This is a genomic window from Streptomyces sp. NPDC003697 (assembly GCF_053587115.1).
This window is the reverse complement of record NZ_JBSFNN010000003.1, coordinates 75,495-94,966: the sequence shown is the minus strand read 5'-3', so window position 1 is coordinate 94,966 and position 19,472 is coordinate 75,495. Positions and strand designations below refer to the sequence as shown.

At 70.9% G+C, this 19,472-nt stretch carries 20 protein-coding genes and 2 pseudogenes; 13 read left to right on the top strand and 9 right to left on the bottom strand.

Going from position 1 to position 19,472, the window contains the following annotated elements:
- Positions 1–262 precede the first annotated feature (262 nt).
- Complete coding sequence (locus ACWDNY_RS02045) at positions 263–1,060, top strand: HAD family acid phosphatase (protein ID WP_451643755.1); 798 nt, start codon at positions 263–265, stop codon at positions 1,058–1,060.
- A 295-nt stretch (positions 1,061–1,355) separates the two neighbouring features.
- On the opposite strand, the gene ACWDNY_RS02040 is transcribed toward ACWDNY_RS02045, so the two are convergent.
- Positions 1,356–1,829, bottom strand: coding sequence for a GNAT family N-acetyltransferase (locus tag ACWDNY_RS02040; RefSeq protein WP_451643754.1), 474 nt, complete (start codon positions 1,827–1,829; stop codon positions 1,356–1,358).
- Positions 1,830–1,832: 3 nt separating this feature from the next.
- Positions 1,833–2,606 (bottom strand): IclR family transcriptional regulator, encoded by a 774-nt coding sequence (locus ACWDNY_RS02035; RefSeq protein ID WP_451643753.1) that lies wholly within the window; start codon positions 2,604–2,606, stop codon positions 1,833–1,835.
- 153 nt (positions 2,607–2,759) lie between these two features.
- Between ACWDNY_RS02035 and ACWDNY_RS02030 the strand changes: the two genes are divergently transcribed.
- The 3 genes from ACWDNY_RS02030 (at position 2,760) to ACWDNY_RS02020 (ending at position 5,590) form a co-directional block, all read left to right on the top strand.
- The gene (locus ACWDNY_RS02030) at positions 2,760–4,289 is read left to right on the top strand and encodes an aldehyde dehydrogenase (NADP(+)) (protein ID WP_451643752.1); all 1,530 of its coding nucleotides are present in this window, start codon (positions 2,760–2,762) and stop codon (positions 4,287–4,289) included.
- Between the two features lie 112 nt (positions 4,290–4,401).
- Entirely contained in the window at positions 4,402–4,965 is a 564-nt protein-coding gene (locus tag ACWDNY_RS02025; RefSeq protein ID WP_451643751.1) for an N-acetyltransferase family protein, read from the top strand.
- A gap of 439 nt (positions 4,966–5,404) precedes the next feature.
- Positions 5,405–5,590: a GntR family transcriptional regulator gene (locus ACWDNY_RS02020; RefSeq protein ID WP_451643750.1), complete on the top strand. Its 186-nt coding sequence runs from the start codon at positions 5,405–5,407 to the stop codon at positions 5,588–5,590.
- 88 nt (positions 5,591–5,678) lie between these two features.
- Here ACWDNY_RS02020 and ACWDNY_RS02015 read toward each other — a convergent pair.
- A pseudogene (locus tag ACWDNY_RS02015) lies at positions 5,679–6,811 on the bottom strand (IS630 family transposase).
- A 139-nt stretch (positions 6,812–6,950) separates the two neighbouring features.
- On the opposite strand from ACWDNY_RS02015, the gene ACWDNY_RS02010 reads away from it, so the two are divergent.
- The 5 genes from ACWDNY_RS02010 to ACWDNY_RS01990 all read left to right on the top strand — a co-directional run bounded on the left by ACWDNY_RS02010 (position 6,951) and on the right by ACWDNY_RS01990 (position 10,054).
- Positions 6,951–7,322: a hypothetical protein gene (locus ACWDNY_RS02010; protein WP_451643749.1), complete on the top strand. Its 372-nt coding sequence runs from the start codon at positions 6,951–6,953 to the stop codon at positions 7,320–7,322.
- Between the two features lie 142 nt (positions 7,323–7,464).
- Positions 7,465–7,752: a hypothetical protein gene (locus tag ACWDNY_RS02005; RefSeq protein WP_451643812.1), complete on the top strand. Its 288-nt coding sequence runs from the start codon at positions 7,465–7,467 to the stop codon at positions 7,750–7,752.
- The gene (locus ACWDNY_RS02000; RefSeq protein WP_451643748.1) at positions 7,749–8,060 is read left to right on the top strand and encodes a DNA-binding protein; all 312 of its coding nucleotides are present in this window, start codon (positions 7,749–7,751) and stop codon (positions 8,058–8,060) included. The genes ACWDNY_RS02005 and ACWDNY_RS02000 overlap by 4 nt, the downstream gene beginning before the upstream one ends.
- Positions 8,061–8,183: 123 nt before the next feature.
- Entirely contained in the window at positions 8,184–8,897 is a 714-nt protein-coding gene (locus tag ACWDNY_RS01995; protein ID WP_451643747.1) for a DsbA family oxidoreductase, read from the top strand.
- A 107-nt stretch (positions 8,898–9,004) separates the two neighbouring features.
- Positions 9,005–10,054 (top strand): aminotransferase class V-fold PLP-dependent enzyme, encoded by a 1,050-nt coding sequence (locus ACWDNY_RS01990; RefSeq protein WP_451643746.1) that lies wholly within the window; start codon positions 9,005–9,007, stop codon positions 10,052–10,054.
- A gap of 56 nt (positions 10,055–10,110) precedes the next feature.
- On the opposite strand, the gene thpD is transcribed toward ACWDNY_RS01990, so the two are convergent.
- From thpD to ACWDNY_RS01960, 6 genes are all read right to left on the bottom strand, one after another.
- The gene (thpD, locus tag ACWDNY_RS01985) at positions 10,111–10,998 is read right to left on the bottom strand and encodes an ectoine hydroxylase (protein ID WP_451643745.1); all 888 of its coding nucleotides are present in this window, start codon (positions 10,996–10,998) and stop codon (positions 10,111–10,113) included.
- A 7-nt stretch (positions 10,999–11,005) separates the two neighbouring features.
- Positions 11,006–11,404, bottom strand: coding sequence for an ectoine synthase (locus ACWDNY_RS01980; protein ID WP_451643744.1), 399 nt, complete (start codon positions 11,402–11,404; stop codon positions 11,006–11,008).
- A 59-nt stretch (positions 11,405–11,463) separates the two neighbouring features.
- Positions 11,464–12,735, bottom strand: coding sequence for a diaminobutyrate--2-oxoglutarate transaminase (gene ectB, locus ACWDNY_RS01975; protein ID WP_451643743.1), 1,272 nt, complete (start codon positions 12,733–12,735; stop codon positions 11,464–11,466).
- Positions 12,736–12,829: 94 nt separating this feature from the next.
- Complete coding sequence (ectA, locus tag ACWDNY_RS01970) at positions 12,830–13,369, bottom strand: diaminobutyrate acetyltransferase (protein WP_451643742.1); 540 nt, start codon at positions 13,367–13,369, stop codon at positions 12,830–12,832.
- Between the two features lie 304 nt (positions 13,370–13,673).
- Entirely contained in the window at positions 13,674–14,201 is a 528-nt protein-coding gene (locus tag ACWDNY_RS01965; protein ID WP_451643741.1) for a DinB family protein, read from the bottom strand.
- 106 nt (positions 14,202–14,307) lie between these two features.
- Positions 14,308–15,420 (bottom strand): pyridoxal-phosphate-dependent aminotransferase family protein, encoded by a 1,113-nt coding sequence (locus tag ACWDNY_RS01960; RefSeq protein WP_451643740.1) that lies wholly within the window; start codon positions 15,418–15,420, stop codon positions 14,308–14,310.
- A gap of 198 nt (positions 15,421–15,618) precedes the next feature.
- On the opposite strand from ACWDNY_RS01960, the gene ACWDNY_RS01955 reads away from it, so the two are divergent.
- From ACWDNY_RS01955 to ACWDNY_RS01940, 4 genes and pseudogenes are all read left to right on the top strand, one after another.
- The gene (locus ACWDNY_RS01955) at positions 15,619–16,470 is read left to right on the top strand and encodes a transporter substrate-binding domain-containing protein (protein ID WP_451643739.1); all 852 of its coding nucleotides are present in this window, start codon (positions 15,619–15,621) and stop codon (positions 16,468–16,470) included.
- The gene (locus ACWDNY_RS01950; protein ID WP_451643738.1) at positions 16,467–17,306 is read left to right on the top strand and encodes an amino acid ABC transporter permease; all 840 of its coding nucleotides are present in this window, start codon (positions 16,467–16,469) and stop codon (positions 17,304–17,306) included. Before ACWDNY_RS01955 ends, ACWDNY_RS01950 begins: the two co-directional genes overlap by 4 nt.
- Positions 17,303–18,097: an amino acid ABC transporter ATP-binding protein gene (locus ACWDNY_RS01945; protein ID WP_451643737.1), complete on the top strand. Its 795-nt coding sequence runs from the start codon at positions 17,303–17,305 to the stop codon at positions 18,095–18,097. The genes ACWDNY_RS01950 and ACWDNY_RS01945 overlap by 4 nt, the downstream gene beginning before the upstream one ends.
- An 18-nt stretch (positions 18,098–18,115) precedes the next feature.
- Positions 18,116–19,222: pseudogene (locus tag ACWDNY_RS01940) on the top strand (amidohydrolase family protein); the annotation flags it as partial.
- Between the last annotated feature and the right edge of the window lie 250 nt (positions 19,223–19,472).

Below are 19,472 nucleotides of genomic sequence, written 5' to 3'. Positions count from 1 at the left end.
AGGCTGCCCTACCTGTTGATCACCCCGGCCGCCCTGCTCGTGCTGGGCTTCACCGCCTACCCGGTGGGCAGGCGCCACGCGGACGCGTACGCCTGCCCCCGGGACGGCCGGGTCAAGGGACGGTCATGGCCGGGCCAGGCGCAGGTCATGCCACGGCCAGGGTTTCGGTACCGATCGGGTAACGCCTCTCGCTTCCGGTGTGTGATGCGCGTAGACAATGCGTGACCTGGTGCTCCAACCACCAACCAGATCCGGAGATTTCATGCGGAAGTCCCTCAGGGCTGCGGCCGTCGCCGCCAGTTGTGCCGTCGCCGGCGCCGCCCTCTACGGCGCGGGCGCGGCCACGGCCGGTCAGTCGACGGCCAACTCCACCCACGAGCCCTACAACATCGGGCTCCTGGTCAAGGACATCGACACCTACTACGGCACCACGCTCGACAGCGACGGCGTGTACCAGGCGTCCCCGGACAGCCCCTACGCCAAGGACCTGGCGCGCATCGACGCCGACGCCCAGCGCTACATCGACAGGGCGGCGCGCACGGCGCACCACAAGGGCGAGAAGCCGGCCGTCGTCTTCGACATCGACGACACGCTGCTGCTCAGCCTGGACTACGAGAAGAAGAACAACTACGGCTACAACAGCGGCACCTGGGCCGCCTACGTCAACCAGGCGGACCGCCCGGCCGTCTTCGGCAGCCCCGGTCTCGTGCGGTACGCCGAGGCGAGGGGCGTCGAGGTCTTCTACAACTCGGGCCTGAGCGAGGCCCAGCGCTCCGCCGCCGTGGAGAACCTGAAGAAAATCGGCGCGGACGTGAACCTCGACGCCGGCCACATGTTCCTCAAGGACAAGGCCAACCCGCCGTCCTACCTGAGCGGCTGCGCCACCCCGGGCACCTGGACCTGCACCACGGTGCAGTACAAGGCCGGCACCCGGAAGCACATCGAGAAGGACCTGGGCTACGACATCATCGCCAACTTCGGCGACCAGTACTCGGACCTGGACGGCGGCCACGCCGACCGGACGTACAAGCTGCCCAACCCGACGTACTTCGTCAGCTAGGAGCCGTCCGGCGGAGCAGCCCGGAGGAGACCGGCCGCACCTCGCAGCCCGCGTCTCCGGCAGGAGCCGCCGGACAGCCCCCAAGAGCCGTCGTCCGGACCGGACCGGCTCTCGGGTGCGGTGCGTTCAGGCCGCCCCGAGCGGGGTCCGGTGCGGGCGGCCGCCCGGCTCCGGGGCCGGCACCACCGGGACGAGCGCCCTCGAACACCGGGCGGCCGGCCGCCGCCGCCCGGTGCGTGCCGGCTCCGTCCGGGCGTCGCCGGGCATGGCCGGCGACGCGGTCGGCGGCTTCTCCTCAGGCCCGCAGCGTCAGCACGATCTCGTCGATCTCCTCGCCCCGGGCCCGGGCGAAGCCCCGGGCCCGCGCGGCCGGGTGGAAGCCGCACTTCTCCAGCACGCGCAGCGAGCCCGTGTTGTCTCCCGCCGCCCTGGCGTACAGCGGGCGTTCGGGCACCTCGGCGAGCAGGGCGCGCAGCGCGGCCGTGGCGATGCCCCTTCCCCAGTACGCGCGGTCCACCCAGTAGGTGACCTCGCGCTCGCCCGGCTCGCCGTACACCGCGACCGAGCCGACCACGTCCCCGTCCGCCAGGATCGTGCGCGGCAGCACGCCGGGGGAGGAGCGCAGTCGCGCCCACTGGGCGTCGAAGGCGCCGCGGTCGCCGGGGTCCGCCGCGGTGAAGGCGGCCATGCGGAGGGCCTCGGGATCGTTCAGCTGCCGGTAGAACACCGGCAGATCGCTGTCGTGGACCTCGCGGAGCGCGATCTGCATGCCTCACAGCCTCCGGGTGGCGAGCGTCAGCCGGTCACGCGCGTCGAACAGGGCGTCCTTCACCATCTGCTCGTGCGCCGGGGTCAGCCGCGCCACCGGGACGGAGCAGCTGATGGCGTCACGGGCCGGCGTGCGGTACGGGATCGCCACGCCGAAGCAGCGCAGGCCCAGCGTGTTCTCCTCGCGGTCCACGGCGTAGCCCTGCTCGCGGACCTGGTGCAGCTCCACGATCAGCTTCTCGCGGTCGGTGATGGTGTTCTCGGTCAGCGCGGGCAGCGTCTCAGGGAGCATCTTGCGGACCTGCTCGTCGGTGTACGTGCTCAGCAGCGCCTTGCCGAGGGAGGTGGAGTGGGCGGGCAGCCGGCGGCCGACCCGGGTGAAGGGGCGCAGGTAGTGCTGCGACTGGCGGGTGGCCAGGTAGACCACGTTCGTGCCGTCCAGGCGCGCCAGATGGATCGTCTCGGTGGTGTCGTCGGACAGGCGGTCGAGGGTCGGGCGGGCCGCGGCGACCACCTCGTCGCCGTCGATGTAGGAGGTGCCGACCAGCAGCGCGCGGACGCCGATGCCGTACCGCGTGCCCGTCGCGTCGGTCTCCACCCAGCCCAGTTCGACGAGCGTGCGCAGCAGCATGTACAGGCTGGACTTGGGGTAGCCGACCGCCTCCTGGACGGCCGCCAGGGTGTGCATGCCGGGCCGTCCGGCGAAGTACTCGAGCAGTTCCACCGTCCGCACCGCGGACTTGACCTGCGCCCCGCCGCCTGTCCCGCCTGCCGGCATCGCCCTTGACCCCTTCGTTCGACGAGAAGCTGGAGATATAGTCTCCGACAGCGTATTCATCATCAGAGACAGTGTTCAGTATATCGAACGCCCTCGGTGGATGGCGCCCAGGAACGCCCGAATACTGCGGCATGACGTGTGGAGGGACCCGCGGTGGCAGCAGCACCAGTCTGGAGTGTCGACCCCCGTACCGGGAAGCAGCGCGAGCAGGTTGCGGTGGAGGCCACAGCCCAGGAGGTGGACGCCGTCGTCGGGGCCGCGCACGGCGCGCGCGGGGCGCTGGCCGACCGCGGCGTCCGCTCGGCCTTCCTGCGCACCGCAGCGCACCGGCTGGAGGCGGCCAAGGAACAGCTCGTCGAGGCCGCCGACGCGGAGTCCGCGCTCGGTCCGGTGCGGCTCACCGGGGAACTCGCCCGCACCTGCTACCAGTTGCGGGCCTTCGCGGACATCGTCGACGAGGGCGCGTTCCTCGACGTGATCATCGACCACCCCGACGACACCGCGATCCCGCCGGTGCCGGACCTGCGCCGCTACAAGGTGCCCCTCGGGGTCGTGGCCGTGTACGCGGCCTCCAACTTCCCGTTCGCCTTCTCGGTCGCCGGCGGCGACACCGCGAGCGCGTTCGCGGCCGGGTGCCCGGTCGTCGTCAAGGCCCACCCGGACCACCCGGCCCTGTCCGAGCTGGTGGCCAGGGTGCTGCGAGGGGCCGCCGCCGAGCACGGCATCCCGGAGGGCGTGCTCGGCCTGGTGCACGGCTTCGAGGCGGGCATCGAGCTCATCAGGCACCCGCTGGTCTCCGCCGCGGGCTTCACCGGGTCCGTGCGGGGCGGGCGGGCCCTGTTCGACGCGGCCGCCGCGCGGCCGGTGCCGATCCCGTTCCACGGCGAGCTGGGCTCGCTGAACCCGGTCCTGGTCACCGAGGCCGCGGCCGCCGAGCGGGCGGAGGCCATCGGCACCGGGCTGGCCGGGTCCATGACCCTGGGCGTCGGGCAGTTCTGCGTGAAGCCCGGCCTGGTACTGGTGCCGGCCGGTGCGGCGGGTGACGGCCTGGTCAAGTCGCTCACCGACGCGGTCAGCGACAGCGAGGCCGGGGTCCTGCTCGACCACCGCATGCGGGACAACTTCCTCGCCGGGGTGTCCGAGCGCGCCGGACTGCCGGACGTGGAGACCCCGGTGACGCCGGGCGCGGGCGGCGAGCACACGGTCAGCGCGGGCTTCCTGACGGTGCCCGCGCGGCGGCTGGCCGAGGAGGGCGCGTACGACGTGCTCCTGGAGGAGTGCTTCGGGCCGGTCACCGTGGTGGCCCGTTACGAGGACGAGGACGAGGCGACGGCGGTGCTGTCCCGGCTGCCGGGCAACCTCACCGCGACGGTGCACGTGTCGGCTCAGGAGGCGGCGGGCGAGGGCCGGGGGCCGGACCTCCTCGCCGCGCTGACGCCGCTGGCGGGCCGGGTGCTCGTGAACGGCTGGCCGACCGGTGTGGCGGTGGCGCCCGCCCAGCACCACGGGGGGCCGTACCCGGCGACCACCTCGATGTCGACGTCCGTGGGCGGCACCGCGATCGAGCGGTGGCTGCGGCCGGTGGCGTACCAGAACGCGCCGGAGGCGTTGCTGCCGCCGGAGCTCCGCGACGACAACCCGCTCGGGCTGCCGCGGCGGTTCAATGGGCGGCTGGAGCGGTGACCGGCAGGCGGACCGGCCACACGCGGCCCCGCGCACACGCCGGTCCGCACGGCCGGCCACCCGGTCCGGCCGCGCGGGGAACTGCGGGCGGCGCCTCCACGTCCTGTACCGCGTGATCGGCAACGGGACGAACGGCGGACGGACGGGCCGCGACCGGACGAGCGGGGCGCGGGTCATCCGTACGGCCGTGCCCGCCGAGGCGGAGGCCATCGCCGCCCTGCACGCGCGGGCGCGGGCGACGTACTACCCGGACGGAGTGCCCGACGACGGCACCGACTGGGTGGCAGCCTGGCGGGCCGCCGTCGAGCGGCCCGACGGACAGGTGCTGTGCGCCGTTGAGGGGGGCTGCCTGGTCGCCGTCGCCTCCTTCCGCACCCCGCCCGGCGCCGCCGCAGACACGGTCAGGCTGTTCCAGTTCCATGTCGACCCCGGCCACTGGCGCTCCCGCGTCGGCACGGCCCTGCACGCGGCGTGTGTGGACAAGTGGCGGGCCCAGGCCGCCCGCACCGCTGTGCTGGACGTGCACGTCGGCAACCGGCGGGCCCAGGCCTTCTACGCCCGCATGGGCTGGACTGCCGACCCGACGCACCCGCCCGCCCCGGACGACCACCACCTGTGTCTGCGGTACGCGGTGAGCGGCGCCTTGGCCGCACCGGGGGCGCCGACCGCTGAATGAAAGCCGCTCCTCGAGCGTTCATGCATCCGGGCAGGGGAGGTTTCCGCCACGTACCCCGTACGAGCTGGGGAGAACGAGAAGATGCGCGTCGAGATCTGATCGGACGGCGCGTGCCTTTGGACCAACGGGGCCACAGCTCAGCGCATACCGCCTGAACTGCGAAAAGACCCATCCGACGGGGAGTCGGGGCAGACCGACGGGGTCAGCGGGCTACGTCTACAGATGCCGTACGGCTACGCCTAGAACGTCGTCCAGGGTGTCCGCCAGGGGGCCGAGGAACGCGGCTAGCTCATCGGCCGTAGCGGCGCTCTCACCCTCTTGGACGGCCTTCACAACGGCCAACAGCGCGGCGGCACACTCAACCTTGAATCGGTCACCGTTGGTCATACCTGCCGCCCGTGCAGATGCTTGCGAATCTTCGATTCCCTTTGCCGGCCAGGTGGCCGACGACCTACGCCGACGCCTCGACGCCGGCGAGTGGAAGGCGGGCGACAGATTCCCGGGAACCGCGGCCATCGCTGCCGGGTACGACATCCGTCAGTCCACGGCCGTGCGTGCTGTCGGCGTCCTGGTGACCGAGGGGCGGCTGCGCAAGGTGATTCCGCGCGGGTTCTTCGTCGTCTGACGACCATCAGTCTTCCTGGCGCGCCGTCATCAAGGGAAGAAGCCAGGAACAACGGTGGGTGGTCAGGACGGAGTCACCTAGTGCCGCATCAGGCAACGTTTGCCCTGTCGACGACGGTCCGTAGGCGCCGGTCGTCGGTGTTGCGGTTCCGCCAGATGATGTAGCGGCGGATCATGCTGCCCTGCTCCTTGTGGGTGGCGTGGTCGGTGCCGTCGAGGGTGAAGTAGCGCAGGGCGGTGAACTGGGCCTCGATGCGGTTGAGCCAGGAGGAGTTGGTCGGTGTGTAGGCGATCTCGACATTGTTTGCCGCCGCCCAGGTGCCCACCCGTTGGCACTTCTTCGTGGTCAGGTGCGGGGAGAAGTTGTCGCACACGATCGCGATCCGCACGGTCGGAGGATAGAGCGTGCGCAGGTAGCGGCAGAATTCCAGGAACTGGTGCGCCTCTTGATGGGCTTGATGTGGCCGTAGAGCTTGTCCTTGGCCAGGTCCAGGGCGGCGAACAGGTGTCGCACGCCGCCGTAGCGGTTGTAGGTGGCCCGGCGTCTACGGCGAGGTTCACGGCCTTGATCCTTGTGCCTGCCGCCGCGTTCGGCCCACTGCCGTCCAGGGTGCGGCATCAGGTTGAGCGGCCCGAACTCGTCCATGCAGAAGATGACTTCGGGCTCGTCCTCCTCGGGTATGACCTCGCCGTCGGCGATCGCGTAGAGGTGTTCGACGCGGGCCTTCTTGGCCGCGTAGTCGGGGTCACGGGAGGTCTTCCAGGTCTTCAGGCGTTGAAAGGAGACGCCTTCCTCGCGGAGCAGGATGCGCAGGCCCTCGTGGCTGATGTCGTCGACCACCCCCTCGGCGACCAGGAAATCCGCCAGCTTGGACAGACTCCAGGTGGAAAACGGCAGGTCGTGCTCGACGGCTTTGGACTTGGCGATCTTCTTGATCTCGCGGCGCTCGGGCAGGGTGAACGTCTTCGGCCGACCGCCCTTGTATTTCGGGTAGAGCGAGTCGAAGCCGTCGGCGTTGAAGTTGTGGATCACATCGCGAACCCGGTCGGCGCTGGTGAAGGTCACCCCGGCGATCTTCGCCACCGGCATGCCCTGCGCGGACAGCAGTACCATCTGGGCCCGCCGCCAGGTCACCACCGATCCAGTGCTCCTGCGGATGATCCGCAGTAACCGCTGGCCCTCGGCATCGTCGATCTCTCGGACCTGTACGCGTATCGCCATCAGCACAGAGTGGCCGCCCCCTGCCACCCGGTACAGCACCCGGACGGCGCGTCACATCACAACAGGCCAAACGTTCGCTGTTACAACACGCGGCCGCTCTGTCGGAACCGTGCACCACGCCGCCGCGTCTATCACGGGCATGGGCGAGAGAACCGCGGAACGGGCCACGGGTATGAACCCGAAGACGGAGGGCGGCGCCGGATGCCTACTCGCCGGCCTCGGTGCGACAGCCGCGCCGCTTGTCTGGGCACCGCGCGCCGCGGTCAGTATCGACGGAGGATTCGAGGGCCATGCCCGCGATCTGAGCGTACTCTTCATCGACCTGCCGCTCATCGTGCTCGGCGGCGCACTGGTTCCGCTCTTCGCCTGGGCGTTGGCCACCAGATGGGTGAACCGCTCCTGGGTCGCGGCACTCGTAGCCTTGGCCACGCTCGCGCTCGCGGTGTGGGGGCTCACCGAGTGGTGGACCCCCCGCCGGCAGCCGGACCCCGGTTACGGACCTGGGATCTGACCACGGCGTCCGCACATCGCAGCGCGACCAGCAGCCCCAGGATCACAACATCCCCGCGCCGTCGACTAAAGGGCAAATGTTGCCTGATGCGGCACTAGCACTCGAACTGTTTCCTCATCAGTGCTGTGAGACGCTTCCCTTCGTGATGGCCAAGCTGCCGTGTGTGGTGTTGGACCGTGCCGGGATTGTTGAGCTGTCCGGGTTACACCAGTCGCTTCTCGGCGGCACAGTGAACCAGCCGGATCCGGGGTGGTCGCTCGGTGACGGCTGGGCGACGCTTCACACCGACGGGCTCGTGTGGGCCTTCCAGCGGGTCGCCCAGCAGCGGTGGCGAGCCGTGAACGCGCCCCACCTCGTCGTCCTCGTCCGCGCCAGAGCCCGCTTCGAAGGCGGCCTCCTGGTCGAGCGCTCCAGGGCGGCGGCCGCATGACGGACCGGGAATCCCAGCAGCGGCGGTCAAGTCGGAGGAGTGAACGCGGCTACTTCCTGATGAAGGCAGACCGCATCGAGGACGACGCCTGGATGTCCCAGCCGGAAGCCGCCCGGTACCTGGGCATCGCGCTCACCCGCGTCGGGATGCTGATCGCCAACGGTCACCTGACACCGGCGGAAAACCCGGCCGGGCGGGCCGGAGTGACAACAACCGCCAGCGTTGAGGCCGAGAAAACCTGGCGAGCGAACGCGACAATCCGCGCGAAATCCACCCGCCTCCTGAAGGACACGATCAACTGGTTCTGACCGACGGTCCACAGGTCTTGACCATTGCGTCGATCGCAGGGGAATGCCCACTGCTGTTTGAACGTTCACGTTTGTTTGCGAAGGGGTTCTTCGCGTCCTGACCTAGTGGGGAGCCGAACACTGATGCGCGTCGATATCTGGAGCGACATCGCCTGTCCCTGGTGCTACGTGGGCAAGGCCCGCTTCGAGAAGGCGCTCGCGGCCTTCCCGCACCGTGACTCCGTCGAGGTGGTGCACCGTTCGTTCGAGCTGGACCCGCACCGGGCCAGGCACGACATCCAGCCCGTGGCTGCCATGCTGGCCAAGAAGTACGGGATGAGCGAGGCGCAGGTGCAGGCCGGTGAGGAGAACCTGGGGCGGCAGGCTGCCGCGGAGGGGCTCGCCTACCGGACCAGCGGGCGCGACCACGGCAGCACCTTCGACATGCACCGCCTGCTGCACTTCGCCAAGGAGCAGGGGCGCCAGGACGTGCTGCTGGGCTTGTTGTACAAGGCCAACTTCGCCGAGGAGCGGTCCGTCTTCGGGGACGACGAGCGGCTGGTAGAGCTGGGGGTGGCCGCCGCGCTCGACGCGGAGGGTGTGCGCCGGGTGCTCGCCGATCCTGACGCCTACGCCGAGGACGTCCGGGCCGACGAGCGGGAGGCCTCGCAGCTCGGTGCCCGCGGTGTGCCGTTCTTCGTCCTCGACCGGAAGTACGGCGTCTCCGGCGCCCAGCCCTCCGAGGTCTTCACGCAGGCGCTCACCCGGGCGTGGGACGAGCGGTCGCCGCTGGCCCTGCTGCCGGACGGGGACGCGGAGGCGTGCGGCCCGGACGGCTGCGCGGTGCCGCAGCACTGATCACCGGCGCCGACGCCCAGGTCGGGGCGGATGCATAAGCGGTCCTTGGGCCGATCATGCAGACGTGCGCCATGGACCGCAGCTTGCGTGGGCCGCAGAGTGGTTGCATGGAGACCTTCGAGAGCCTCGTTCGTGCCGAGTTCGCCCCGAAGAACACCTACCTGAACACCGCGAGTACCGGGCTGCTGCCCCGCCGCACCGTGGACGCGCTGCGGACCGCCGTCGAGGCGGCGGCCGCCGGGCGGCCCACCGACATGTTCGCGGACGTGGAGGCGGCCCGGGCCTCCTTCGCCCGGCTGACGGGGATCCCGGCCGGCCGTGTGGCGGCGGGCGCCTCCGTCGCCGTCTACAGCGGGCTGATCGCCGCCTCGCTGCCCGCGGGTGCCGAAGTCGTCACCGCCGAGGGTGACTTCAGCTCCGTGGTCAACCCCTTCCACGTGCGGGGCGACCTGAAGGTCCGCAGTGTGCCGCTGGAGGGGATCGCCGAGGCGGTCCGGCCCGGCACGGCCCTGGTCGCGGTCAGCGCGGCGCAGTCGGCGGACGGGCGGATCGCCGACCTGCCGGCGATCCGCGCCGCCGCCCGGGAGCACGGTGCCCGTACCTACGTCGACGCCTCCCAGGCCGCCGGCTGGCTCGACCTCGACGCGGGGGTGTACGACTACACGGCCGCCGTCGCCTTCAAGTGGCTGCTGTGCCCGCGGGGCGTGGCCTTCCTGACCGTCCCGGAGGACCTCGGCGGCCTGAACCCGCTGTTCGCCGGCTGGGTCGCCGGGGAGCGGCCCTGGGACAGCACGTACGGGCCGGTCGGTGAACTCGCCCACTCGGCCCGGCGGTTCGACGAGTCCCCGGCGCTGTTCTCGTACGCGGGCGGCCGACGGTCGCTCGAACTCGTCGAGCGACTGGGGGTCGAGGCCGTGCGCGCCCACGACCTCGGGCTCGCCAGGCGCTTCCGCGATGGCCTCGCCCGGCTCGGTGTGGAGGCGGTCCCCGCGCCCGGGTCCCCGATCGTGTCGGTGCCCGGACTCGGCCACCGACAGGGGGAGCTGAGCGCGGCGGGCGTCGAGACCTCCGCCCGCGCGGGCAGTCTGCGGGCGGCCTTCCACCTCTACAACACGCCCGCCGACGTGGATCGTCTGCTGGACGTGCTGGCCGGCTGACGAGCGGGCGGGACCTCCCGGAAAGGGAGGTCCCGCCCGCTCGTCACGCCCCGTGGTCACGTCACCGGGGTGAAGTCCCGCGCGCCGATGAACTCCGGCCGCCGCACCGGTGCCGCGAAGGGCTCCTCCGCCGTGTTCTCCACGCTGTTGAACACGATGAAGACGTTGCTGCGCGGGTACGGCGTGATGTTGTCGCCGGAACCGTGCATGGCGTTGCAGTCGAACCAGGTCGCCGAGCCCGGCCGGCCCGTGAACAGGCGGATGCCGTGCTCGCCCGCCAGGGCGGTCAGCGCCGCGTCCGACGGCGTGCCCGCGTCCTGCATCTGCAGCGACTTCTTGTAGTTGTCCTTCGGTGTCGCGCCCGCGCATCCCAGGAACGTCCGGTGCGACCCCGGCATGATCATCAGACCGCCGTTGGTGGCGTGGTTCTCGGTCAGCGCGATCGAGACGGACACCGTCCGCATGTTCGGCAGACCGTCCTCGGCGTGCCAGGTCTCGAAGTCCGAGTGCCAGTAGAAGCCGCCGGCCCCGAAGCCGGGCTTGACGTTGATCCGCGACTGGTGGACGTACACGTCCGACCCGAGGATCTGCCGCGCCCGTCCGACGACCCGCTCGTCGCGCACCAGCGCGGCGAACACCTCGCTGATCCGGTGCACCTCGAAGACCGAACGGATCTCCTGCGACCTCGGCTCGACGATCGACCGCTCGTCGGCCCGGACGTCCGGGTCCGTGATCAGCCGGTCCAGCTCGCGGCGGTAGACGGCGACCTCGTCGTCGGCGACGAGCCGGTCGACGGCGAGGAAGCCGTCGCGTTCGAAGGCCTGCAGGTCACCGACCGAGAAGGGGCCCGGCGTGTCGGGGGAGCCCCAGACGACGGGGTCCTGCCGGGGGACGGTGACCTCCGTGGTGCCACGGGTGGGGTAGAGATCGGTGAGCGTGGTCACGGTGCTGTCACACCTCCTCGGTGAGCAGGGGGTAGACGCCGTCCTCGTCGTGGTCCTCACGACCCGTCAGGGGCGGGTTGAACACGCAGATGCAGCGGAAGTCCTCCTTGACCCGGAGGGTGTGCCGCTCGTGCCCGTTCAGGCAGTACACGGTCCCCGGGGTGATCCTGTACGTCGTCCCGGTCTCGCGGTCGGTCAGCTCCGCCTCGCCCTCGACGCAGACGACGGCCTCGATGTGGTGGGCGTACCACATCCGCGTCTCCGTACCCGCGTAGAGGATCGTCTCGTGCAGGGAGAAGCCGACCTTCTCCTTGGCCAGGATGAGGCGCTTGCTCTCCCAGGTGCCGGACGCGGCCTTCACGTGCCGGTCGGTGCCTTCGATCTCCTTGAAAGAACGGACGATCACGGTGGTGCGTGCCTCCTTGCTGAGGGGTTCGGCTCGGCGGTGGTCACCAGGCCGTCTGGCTAGGCCGTCTCGCGGACGGCGCGGGCGAGGGTGCTCAGGCCCTCGTCCAGCTCTTCGGGGGTGATGGTCAGGGCCGGCAGCAGCTTGACGACCTCGCTCTCCGGCCCGGACGTCTCGATGAGCAGTCCGAGGTCGAAGGCGCGCCGCGCGACCCGCTCCGCGCGGCCCTTGTCGTGGAACTCCAGGCCCCACACCAGGCCGCGGCCCCGGTACTCCTCGACGTCGGCGAGGTTCTCCTCGGTGATGGAGATCAGCCACTGCTCGACCTGCTCACCGCGGGCGCGGGTCTGCTTCTCCATCGCCGACCCGTCGGTCCAGTACGTCTCCAGCGCGGCCGTGGCCGTGACGAACGCGGGGTTGTTGCCGCGGAAGGTGCCGTTGTGCTCACCCGGCTCCCACACGTCCAGCTCGGGGCGGAACAGGCACAGCGACATCGGCAGGCCGTAGCCGCTGATGGACTTCGACACCGTGACGATGTCGGGGACGATCCCGGCCTCCTCGAAGGAGAAGAAGGCGCCGGTGCGTCCGCAGCCCATCTGGACGTCGTCGACGATCAGCAGCATGTCCTGCCGCTCGCAGAGGTCCTTCAGGGAGCGCAGCCACTCGGGCCGGGCCACGTTGATGCCGCCCTCGCCCTGCACCGTCTCCACGATCACGGCGGCGGGTTTGTTCAGGCCGGAACCCTGGTCCTCCAGCAGCCGCTCGAACCACAGGAAGTCCGGCACCTTGCCGTCGAAGTAGTTGTCGAACGGCATGGGCGTGCCGTGTACGAGCGGGATGCCGGCGCCGGCGCGCTTGAAGGCGTTGCCGGTGACGGCGAGGGAGCCCAGGGACATGCCGTGGAAGGCGTTGGTGAAGGACACGACGGCCTCGCGCCCCTTCACCTTCCGCGCCAGTTTCAGCGCCGACTCGACGGCGTTGGTGCCGGTCGGGCCCGGGAACATGACCTTGTACGGCAGGTCGCGCGGTCGCAGGACCAGATCCTGGAAGGTCCGCAGGAACGTGCGCTTGGCCACGGTCGACATGTCGAGCCCGTGGGTGACGCCGTCCCGCGCCAGGTAGTCGATCAGCGCCCGTTTCAGCACGGGGTTGTTGTGGCCGTAGTTCAGGGAGCCGGCGCCCGCGAAGAAGTCGAGGTACTCATGGCCGTCCTCGTCGTACATGCGGCTGCCCCGCGCGCGGTCGAAGACGGTGGGCCAGCCGCGGCAGTAGCTGCGCACCTCGGACTCCACGGTCTCGAAGACGCTCAGGTCGGGCTGGGTGATGGTCACGACGAATCGCTCCTCGGTGGGTGAGGGGTGATGTGGGGAGTGTGGTGCGGTGGTGCCGGAAAACGCGGGGGGAGCCCGGTGACACGCCGGGAGGTCAGAGGGAGAGCGGCCCGATGCGGTACAGCACCTCGGGGTCGTGCGGCCCGTCCGGGAACTGGTCGGCGGTGAAGAGGACCTCTCGTTCGACGGCGACCTGGTGGCGGGCGGCGAAGGAGGTGAAGAGGCGCTCGGAGGCGGTGTTGCCCGGCGTGATCGTGGTCTCGACCACGGTGAGTCCGCGCTCGGCGGCGACCCGGGCGGTGAGCGCGTCCAGCAGCCGGGCGGCCAGGCCGCGGCCGCGGTACGCGGAGTCGACGGCCACCTGCCACACCAGCAGGGTGTGCGGGCGGTCCGGCCGCACGTACCCGGTGACGAAACCGACCGGCAGGCCGTCGGCGCCGCGAGCCACCACCGACGTCGCGGCGAAATCGCGGCACCACAGCAGATAGCTGTAGGAGGAGTTGAGGTCGAGCGTCCCGGAGTCCTTCGCTATCCGCCACAGCGCCGCCCCGTCGGCGACGGCCGGGCGGTCGATGCGCAGCGCCTCCGGTATTTCCGTACGAGGTATGTGCAGTTCTGCGTGTGCGGCAGTCATACGGCTTGAACTTACCGAGCAGAATTGAAAAATGCATCGCCGTGAAGGGTTCCATGGCGATGCACCACGTGTTATCACGCGGGCGCGAAAGTCGCGCAGCGGGGTGGAGAATTCACCCGGTTTGCCCACCCTTGTCCGGACGTTCGGGGTGCGCTGTGGAGTCGATCACACGGCGGACAACTCGCTCGACAAGCTCCGGAATTACTGCACCGGACGGTAGTGGACCTCTGATGTTTGGGAATTCCTGAATCGGGCAGAAGAGAACGGGAAGCCATCCGGACGGGAATTGTGAATTACTTGTGCTTCAGGCTCCGGTAACCCCGTCGATTCTTTCCCGGAGGATGTCGGCATGTCCGTTGTGCCGGGCGTACTCCTCGATCATGTGCACGAACACCCATCGGAGGCTGATCTCCAGCCCGGCCATCGGGCCGTCCGTGATGCGCCCCGTGTCGTCCAGCGACCGGCCCGCGCACAGCTCCTGTCCCCGGGCGATCTCCCGGCGCCAGGCGGTGAGCGCCCGGCCCAGGTCGCGCGCCGGATCGAGCTCGTATCCCGTCGCCTCCTCGAACACCGGCGGCACGTCGAGTCCGGCGAACGCCCGCTGGAACCAGTTCCGCTCGACCTCGGCCAGGTGCTGGACGAGTCCCAGCAGGGTCAGGGGGGACGGGTCGCACGAGGCGGTCCGCACCTGCGCGTCGTCCAGCCCCGCGCACTTCAGCTCCAGCGTGGCGCGGTGGAAGGCGAGCCAGCTCTCCAGCATGGGCCGTTCCGCGCCCGTAGTGAGGGGTACGGGGCGGCCGTCGGGCAGGGTGAGCGATGTTCCGGTGGTCATGGGGGCAGCATGGCATGCCGGCCCGGCGGCAGGGATCGTTCCGGACAGCCACCGGGACGCCGATGGCCTTCCGGCCGGGTGCGCGCCCCGCGGGTGCCCGTCGCCGTCAGGCCGTCGCGGGGCCCCACGCCTCCCCGGCGGCCCGACGGGCCGCGGCCGCGTCCACGTCCAGGCCGTGCTCCGCCAGCGCGGCGCCCAGTGCCGTCAGGCCGGCCGCGACCACGTCGAGCGTGGCGTCCGCCCCGTAGTGGTTCACGCGGATCATCTCTTTGGCCAGGGCGCCTCCGCCCGCTGCCAGCGGCAGCGCGGGGTCGGTCGCCAGGGCCCGGGTCACCAGCTCGGCGGCGACGGTGCCCGACGGCGCCCGCAGGGTGGTCGCCACGGGGGCCGCCTCCGCGTCCTTGTGGACGTACGGCTCCAGGCCGCCGCCGAGGGCCCGCGCCCCCGCCCGCGTCGCCGCGGCGGCCGCGCGGTGCCGCGCCGTCACCGTCTCCAGGCCGGCCGTCTCGACGCGCTCCAGGCAGGCCTCCAGGGCGAGCATCTCCAGCTGGGCGGGAGCGTGCAGCAGCGCCTTGCGGCCGCCGTCGATCCAGCGCTCCTTCCAGTCGAGCAGCGACAGGTACGACCGGCGCGGCGCCCGCGGGTTCGCGGCCATCCGGGCCCACGCCCGCTCGCTCACCGAGACCGCCGACACCCCGGCCGGCCCGCCCAGCGCCTTCTGCGCTCCGATCACGCACAGGTCCACGCCCCACGCGTCCGGCAGCACCGGCTCCGCGCCGATCGAGGCGACCGCGTCGAGGTAGAACAGCGCGCCCTGCTCCCGCACCGCCCCGGCGACGTCGGCTACCGGGTTCGTGTTGCCGGTGGCAGCCTCCGCGTGCACCAGCGACACGAAGTCGATCTCCGGGTGCTCGGCGAAGGCCTCGCGGATCTGCGCCGCCGTCACCGCCGTGTGGTACGGCACCGACAGGTCGTGGACCGTGGCCCCGCAGTCACGCAGCCAGTCGCCGAACGTCTGGCCGTAGGGGCCCGTGATGACGTTCAGCGCGGTCGTGCCGGGGCCGGCCGCGGCGCGGATCGCGCCCTCCAGCGGCAGCAGCGCCTCGCCCTGCGTGATCACGACGTCCTGCTCGGTGGAGAGCAGTCGCGCCACCCGGTCCTCGATGGAGGCGAAGCGGGCGGCGCTCAGCGGGGCGAGGTCCAGGAAGGGATGGGTCACGGCGGTGCTCTCTTCTCAGCGGCAGGGTCGACGCAGTCGAGACTAACCGGCAGGTGTGCTCCCCTTACCACCGGTGACTTCTCAGGTGGGACGGCCCGGCAGCCATCGGATTGGTAGGAGGACCTCAAACATATTCTTATAATCGGAAGCTGTTCCCCCACAGCACCAGCTCCTCGTACCCCCACAGAGAGGTCCCCCGTGAACACGCTCTTCGGGCGCCGGGCCCGCATCCTGGCCGCCAGCACCGCGACGGCGGGAGTGGTCCTCCTGGCCGGCTGCACCTCGAGCGGCGACGGCGGCAGCGGCTCCAAGACGGCCGCCGGCGGGGTCGAACTCGTCAAGGCCGGGCAGCTCACCACCTGCACACACCTGCCGTACCCGCCCTTCCAGTCGGAGATCGACGGCAAGGTGCAGGGCTTCGACGTCGCCCTGATCGACATGGTCGCCAAGGACCTCGGCGTGAAGCAGCAGATCCTCGACACGCCGTTCGAGAACTTCAAGACCGGTGCCTTCCTCAACTCCGGCGAGTGCGACCTGGCCGCGGCCGGCATGACCATCACGGAGGAGCGCAAGAAGAACGTCGACTTCTCCGACCCGTACTTCAACGCCACCCAGGCCGTCCTGGTGGACAAGAAGAGCGGCATCACCTCGCTCGCCGACGTCAAGGCGAAGGGGAAGAAGCTCGGTGCCCAGGCGCAGACCACCGGCGAGGAGTACGTGAAGGGCAAGGGCTACGACCCGGTGTCCTTCGAGTCCTCCGACGCGGTCCTCAACGGCCTGCGCACCGGCCAGGTCCAGGCCGTCGTCATCGACTACCCGGTCGTCCAGGGCTGGCTGAAGGACAAGGCCAACGCCGGCGCCTTCAAGGTCGTCGACAGCCTGAACACCGGCGAGCAGTACGGCTTCACGGTGAAGAAGGGCAACACCGAGCTGCGTACCGCCATCAACAAGGCGATCGCCGACGCGAAGGCCGACGGCACGTACAAGAAGCTGTACGAGCAGTGGATCGGCCCCTACGACGAGTCCGCCTCCTCACCCGCCGCCTCATGAGCGGGACCACCGGCACGACGGACCTGGCCCCGAGGCGCAAGGGCCTGACCCGTCGGCACAAGCGCCGGCTCTCACGCGGCGCCCAGTACGCCGTCTTCGCCGCCGCCGTGATCGCCTTCGCGGTCACGGCGGACTGGGGGCGGCTGCAGAACCAGTTCGCGCAGGCGGACATCGCGCGGCAGATGTTCCCGGACGTCATCACACTGGCGCTGAGGAACACCGTCCTGTACACCGTGTCCGGCTTCCTCGTCGGCCTGGTGCTCGGCATGGCCATCGCGCTGATGCGCCTGTCGTCGGTGGGCCCCTACCGCTGGTTCGCCGGCGTCTACGTCGAGATCTTCCGCGGTCTGCCGGCGCTGCTGATCTTCATCTTCATCGGTGTGGCCGTCCCGCTCGCCTTCCCCGGCACGGAGATCGTCGGCGGCACGTACGGGAAGGTCGCCCTCGCGCTCGGCCTGGTGGCCGCCGCGTACATGGCCGAGACGATCCGCGCCGGCATCCAGGCGGTGCCGAAGGGGCAGATGGAGGCGGCCCGCTCGCTGGGCTTCTCACCCGCCCGCGCCATGGTCTCGATCGTCGTCCCGCAGGCCTTCCGCATCATCCTGCCGCCGCTCACCAACGAGTTCGTCCAGCTCTTCAAGGACTCCTCGCTGGTGCTGTTCCTCGGCGTCACCCTGCAGGAGCGCGAGCTGTCGAAGTTCGGCCGCGACCTGGCCAGCACGACGGCCAACTCCACGCCGATCCTCGTCGCCGGCCTGTGCTACCTGCTGGTCACGATTCCGCTCGGCTTCGTCGTCCGCCGCATGGAGGCCAAGGCCCAGGAGGCCGTCAAGTGAGTACCGCCGAGATCAGCGTCCGGGACCTGCACAAGTCCTTCGGCGACAACCAGGTGCTGCGCGGCATCGACCTGGAGATCGGGCAGGGCGAGGTCGTCTGCGTCATCGGCCCCTCCGGCTCCGGCAAGTCGACCCTGCTGCGCTGCGTGAACCTGCTCGAGGAACCCACCCGGGGCCAGGTCTTCGTGGGCGGCACCGAGCTGACCGATCCCGACGTCGACATCGACGCCGCACGCCGCCGCATCGGCATGGTCTTCCAGCAGTTCAACCTCTTCCCGCACCTGTCGGTGACCGAGAACCTCACGCTCCCGCAGCGCCGGGTGCTCAGGCGGAACAAGGCCGCCGCCGCGCGGATCGCCGCGGAGAACCTGGAGCGCGTCGGCCTCGCCGACAAGGCGGACGCCTACCCCTCCTCCCTCTCCGGCGGCCAGCAGCAGCGCGTCGCCATCGCCCGGGCGCTCGCCATGGGACCGGAGGTCATGCTCTTCGACGAGCCGACCTCCGCGCTCGACCCCGAACTCGTCGGCGACGTCCTCGCGGTGATGCGGATGCTCGCCGGCGAGGGGATGACGATGATGGTCGTCACCCACGAGATGACGTTCGCGCGGGAGGTCGCCGACCGGGTCGTCTTCATGGACGGCGGCGTCATCGTCGAGGACGGCACGCCCGAGCAGGTGATCGGCGCCCCGCGGCACGAACGCACCCGCCACTTCCTGTCCCGGCTGCTCGACCCGGCGATGGCCGAGGTCGAGGAGGAGACCTCCGACCAGGTGGGCAAGGGCGGGCGGTAGCTCACTAAGGTGCGGTGCATGAGCGATGACGCGGTGCTGCACGTGAAGGGGAGGGTGCTCGCCGGCCCGGGCGACGGGGAGGGCGACGGGGGAGTCCGCGACGAGATGTGGGTCGTCGGCGGGCGGATCTCCTACGACCGTCCCGCCGGCGCCCGCGACGTCCGCACGGTGGAGGGCTGGGTGCTGCCCGGACTCGTGGACGCGCACTGCCACGTCGGCCTGGACGCGCACGGTCCGGTCCCCGAGGACGTGGCCGAGAAGCAGGCCCTCACCGACCGGGAGGCCGGCACCCTGCTCATCCGCGACGCGGGCTCGCCGTCCGACACCCGCTGGATCGACGGCCGCGAGGACCTTCCGAAGATCATCCGGGCGGGGCGCCACATCGCCCGCACCCGCCGCTACATCCGCAACTACGCCCACGAGATCGAGCCCGGCGACCTGGTCGCGTACGTCGCCCGGGAGGCCCGGCGCGGCGACGGCTGGGTGAAGCTGGTCGGCGACTGGATCGACCGCGACCTGGGCGACCTGTCCGCGTGCTGGCCGCGTGAGGCGGCCGGGGCGGCGATCGCGGAGGCGCACCGCCTCGGCGCCCGCGTCACCGCCCACTGCTTCGCCGAGGACTCCCTGCGGGACCTGGTCGAGGTGGGCATCGACTGCGTCGAGCACGCCACGGGCCTGACGGACGACCTGATCCCCCTGTTCGCCGAGCGCGGCGTGGCGATCGTGCCGACGCTGGTCAACATCGCCACCTTCCCCCGGCTCGCGGACGGCGGCGAGGCGAAGTTCCCCAGGTGGTCGGCGCACATGCGCCGCCTGCACGAGCGCCGCTACGACACCGTGCGCAACGCCTACGACGCGGGCGTCCCCGTGTACGTCGGCACGGACGCCGGGGGCTCCCTGGCCCACGGGCTGGTCGCGGAGGAGGTCGCGGAACTGGTGACGGCCGGCATCCCGCCCGTCCAGGCCCTGTCGGCGACGACGTGGGGCGCACGCGCCTGGCTCGGCCGCCCCGGGCTGGAGGAGGGCGCGCCGGCCGACTTCGTCGTGTACGACGAGGACCCGCGGGCGGACGTACGGGTGCTGGCGGCCCCGCGGCGGGTGGTGCTGAACGGGCGGATCGCCGGACGGGGGCGGCGTCCGGGACAGCCGAGGCAGCCGGAGGAGGCCGTGACGGGACCGGCGGGCGGCTGACGCCGTGACGGGTCCGGGGGACGGCTGAGGGCCCGACGGGACCGGCGGCCCGTTGACGGCGCGTTACCGGGCGGCCTGCCGGATCGTTGCGCACTCCCTGGTGTGCGCCGGTGCGTCAACCAGCGCGTTCGCACGGGGGGCGGTACGGGAGTGAAGCCCGGGAACAGCGGTGCCCAGAAAATCG

Coding starts and splice junctions, on each gene's coding strand:
- ectA (WP_451643742.1), bottom strand. CDS start 13,369: ATGACTGCCGCACACGCAGAACTGCACATACCTCGTACGGAAATACCG.
- ACWDNY_RS01995 (WP_451643747.1), top strand. CDS start 8,184: ATGCGCGTCGATATCTGGAGCGACATCGCCTGTCCCTGGTGCTACGTG.
- ACWDNY_RS01950 (WP_451643738.1), top strand. CDS start 16,467: ATGAGCGGGACCACCGGCACGACGGACCTGGCCCCGAGGCGCAAGGGC.
- ACWDNY_RS02035 (WP_451643753.1), bottom strand. CDS start 2,606: ATGCCGGCAGGCGGGACAGGCGGCGGGGCGCAGGTCAAGTCCGCGGTG.
- ACWDNY_RS02000 (WP_451643748.1), top strand. CDS start 7,749: ATGACGGACCGGGAATCCCAGCAGCGGCGGTCAAGTCGGAGGAGTGAA.
- ACWDNY_RS02010 (WP_451643749.1), top strand. CDS start 6,951: ATGGGCGAGAGAACCGCGGAACGGGCCACGGGTATGAACCCGAAGACG.
- ACWDNY_RS02045 (WP_451643755.1), top strand. CDS start 263: ATGCGGAAGTCCCTCAGGGCTGCGGCCGTCGCCGCCAGTTGTGCCGTC.
- ACWDNY_RS01965 (WP_451643741.1), bottom strand. CDS start 14,201: ATGACCACCGGAACATCGCTCACCCTGCCCGACGGCCGCCCCGTACCC.
- ACWDNY_RS02040 (WP_451643754.1), bottom strand. CDS start 1,829: ATGCAGATCGCGCTCCGCGAGGTCCACGACAGCGATCTGCCGGTGTTC.
- ACWDNY_RS01990 (WP_451643746.1), top strand. CDS start 9,005: ATGGAGACCTTCGAGAGCCTCGTTCGTGCCGAGTTCGCCCCGAAGAAC.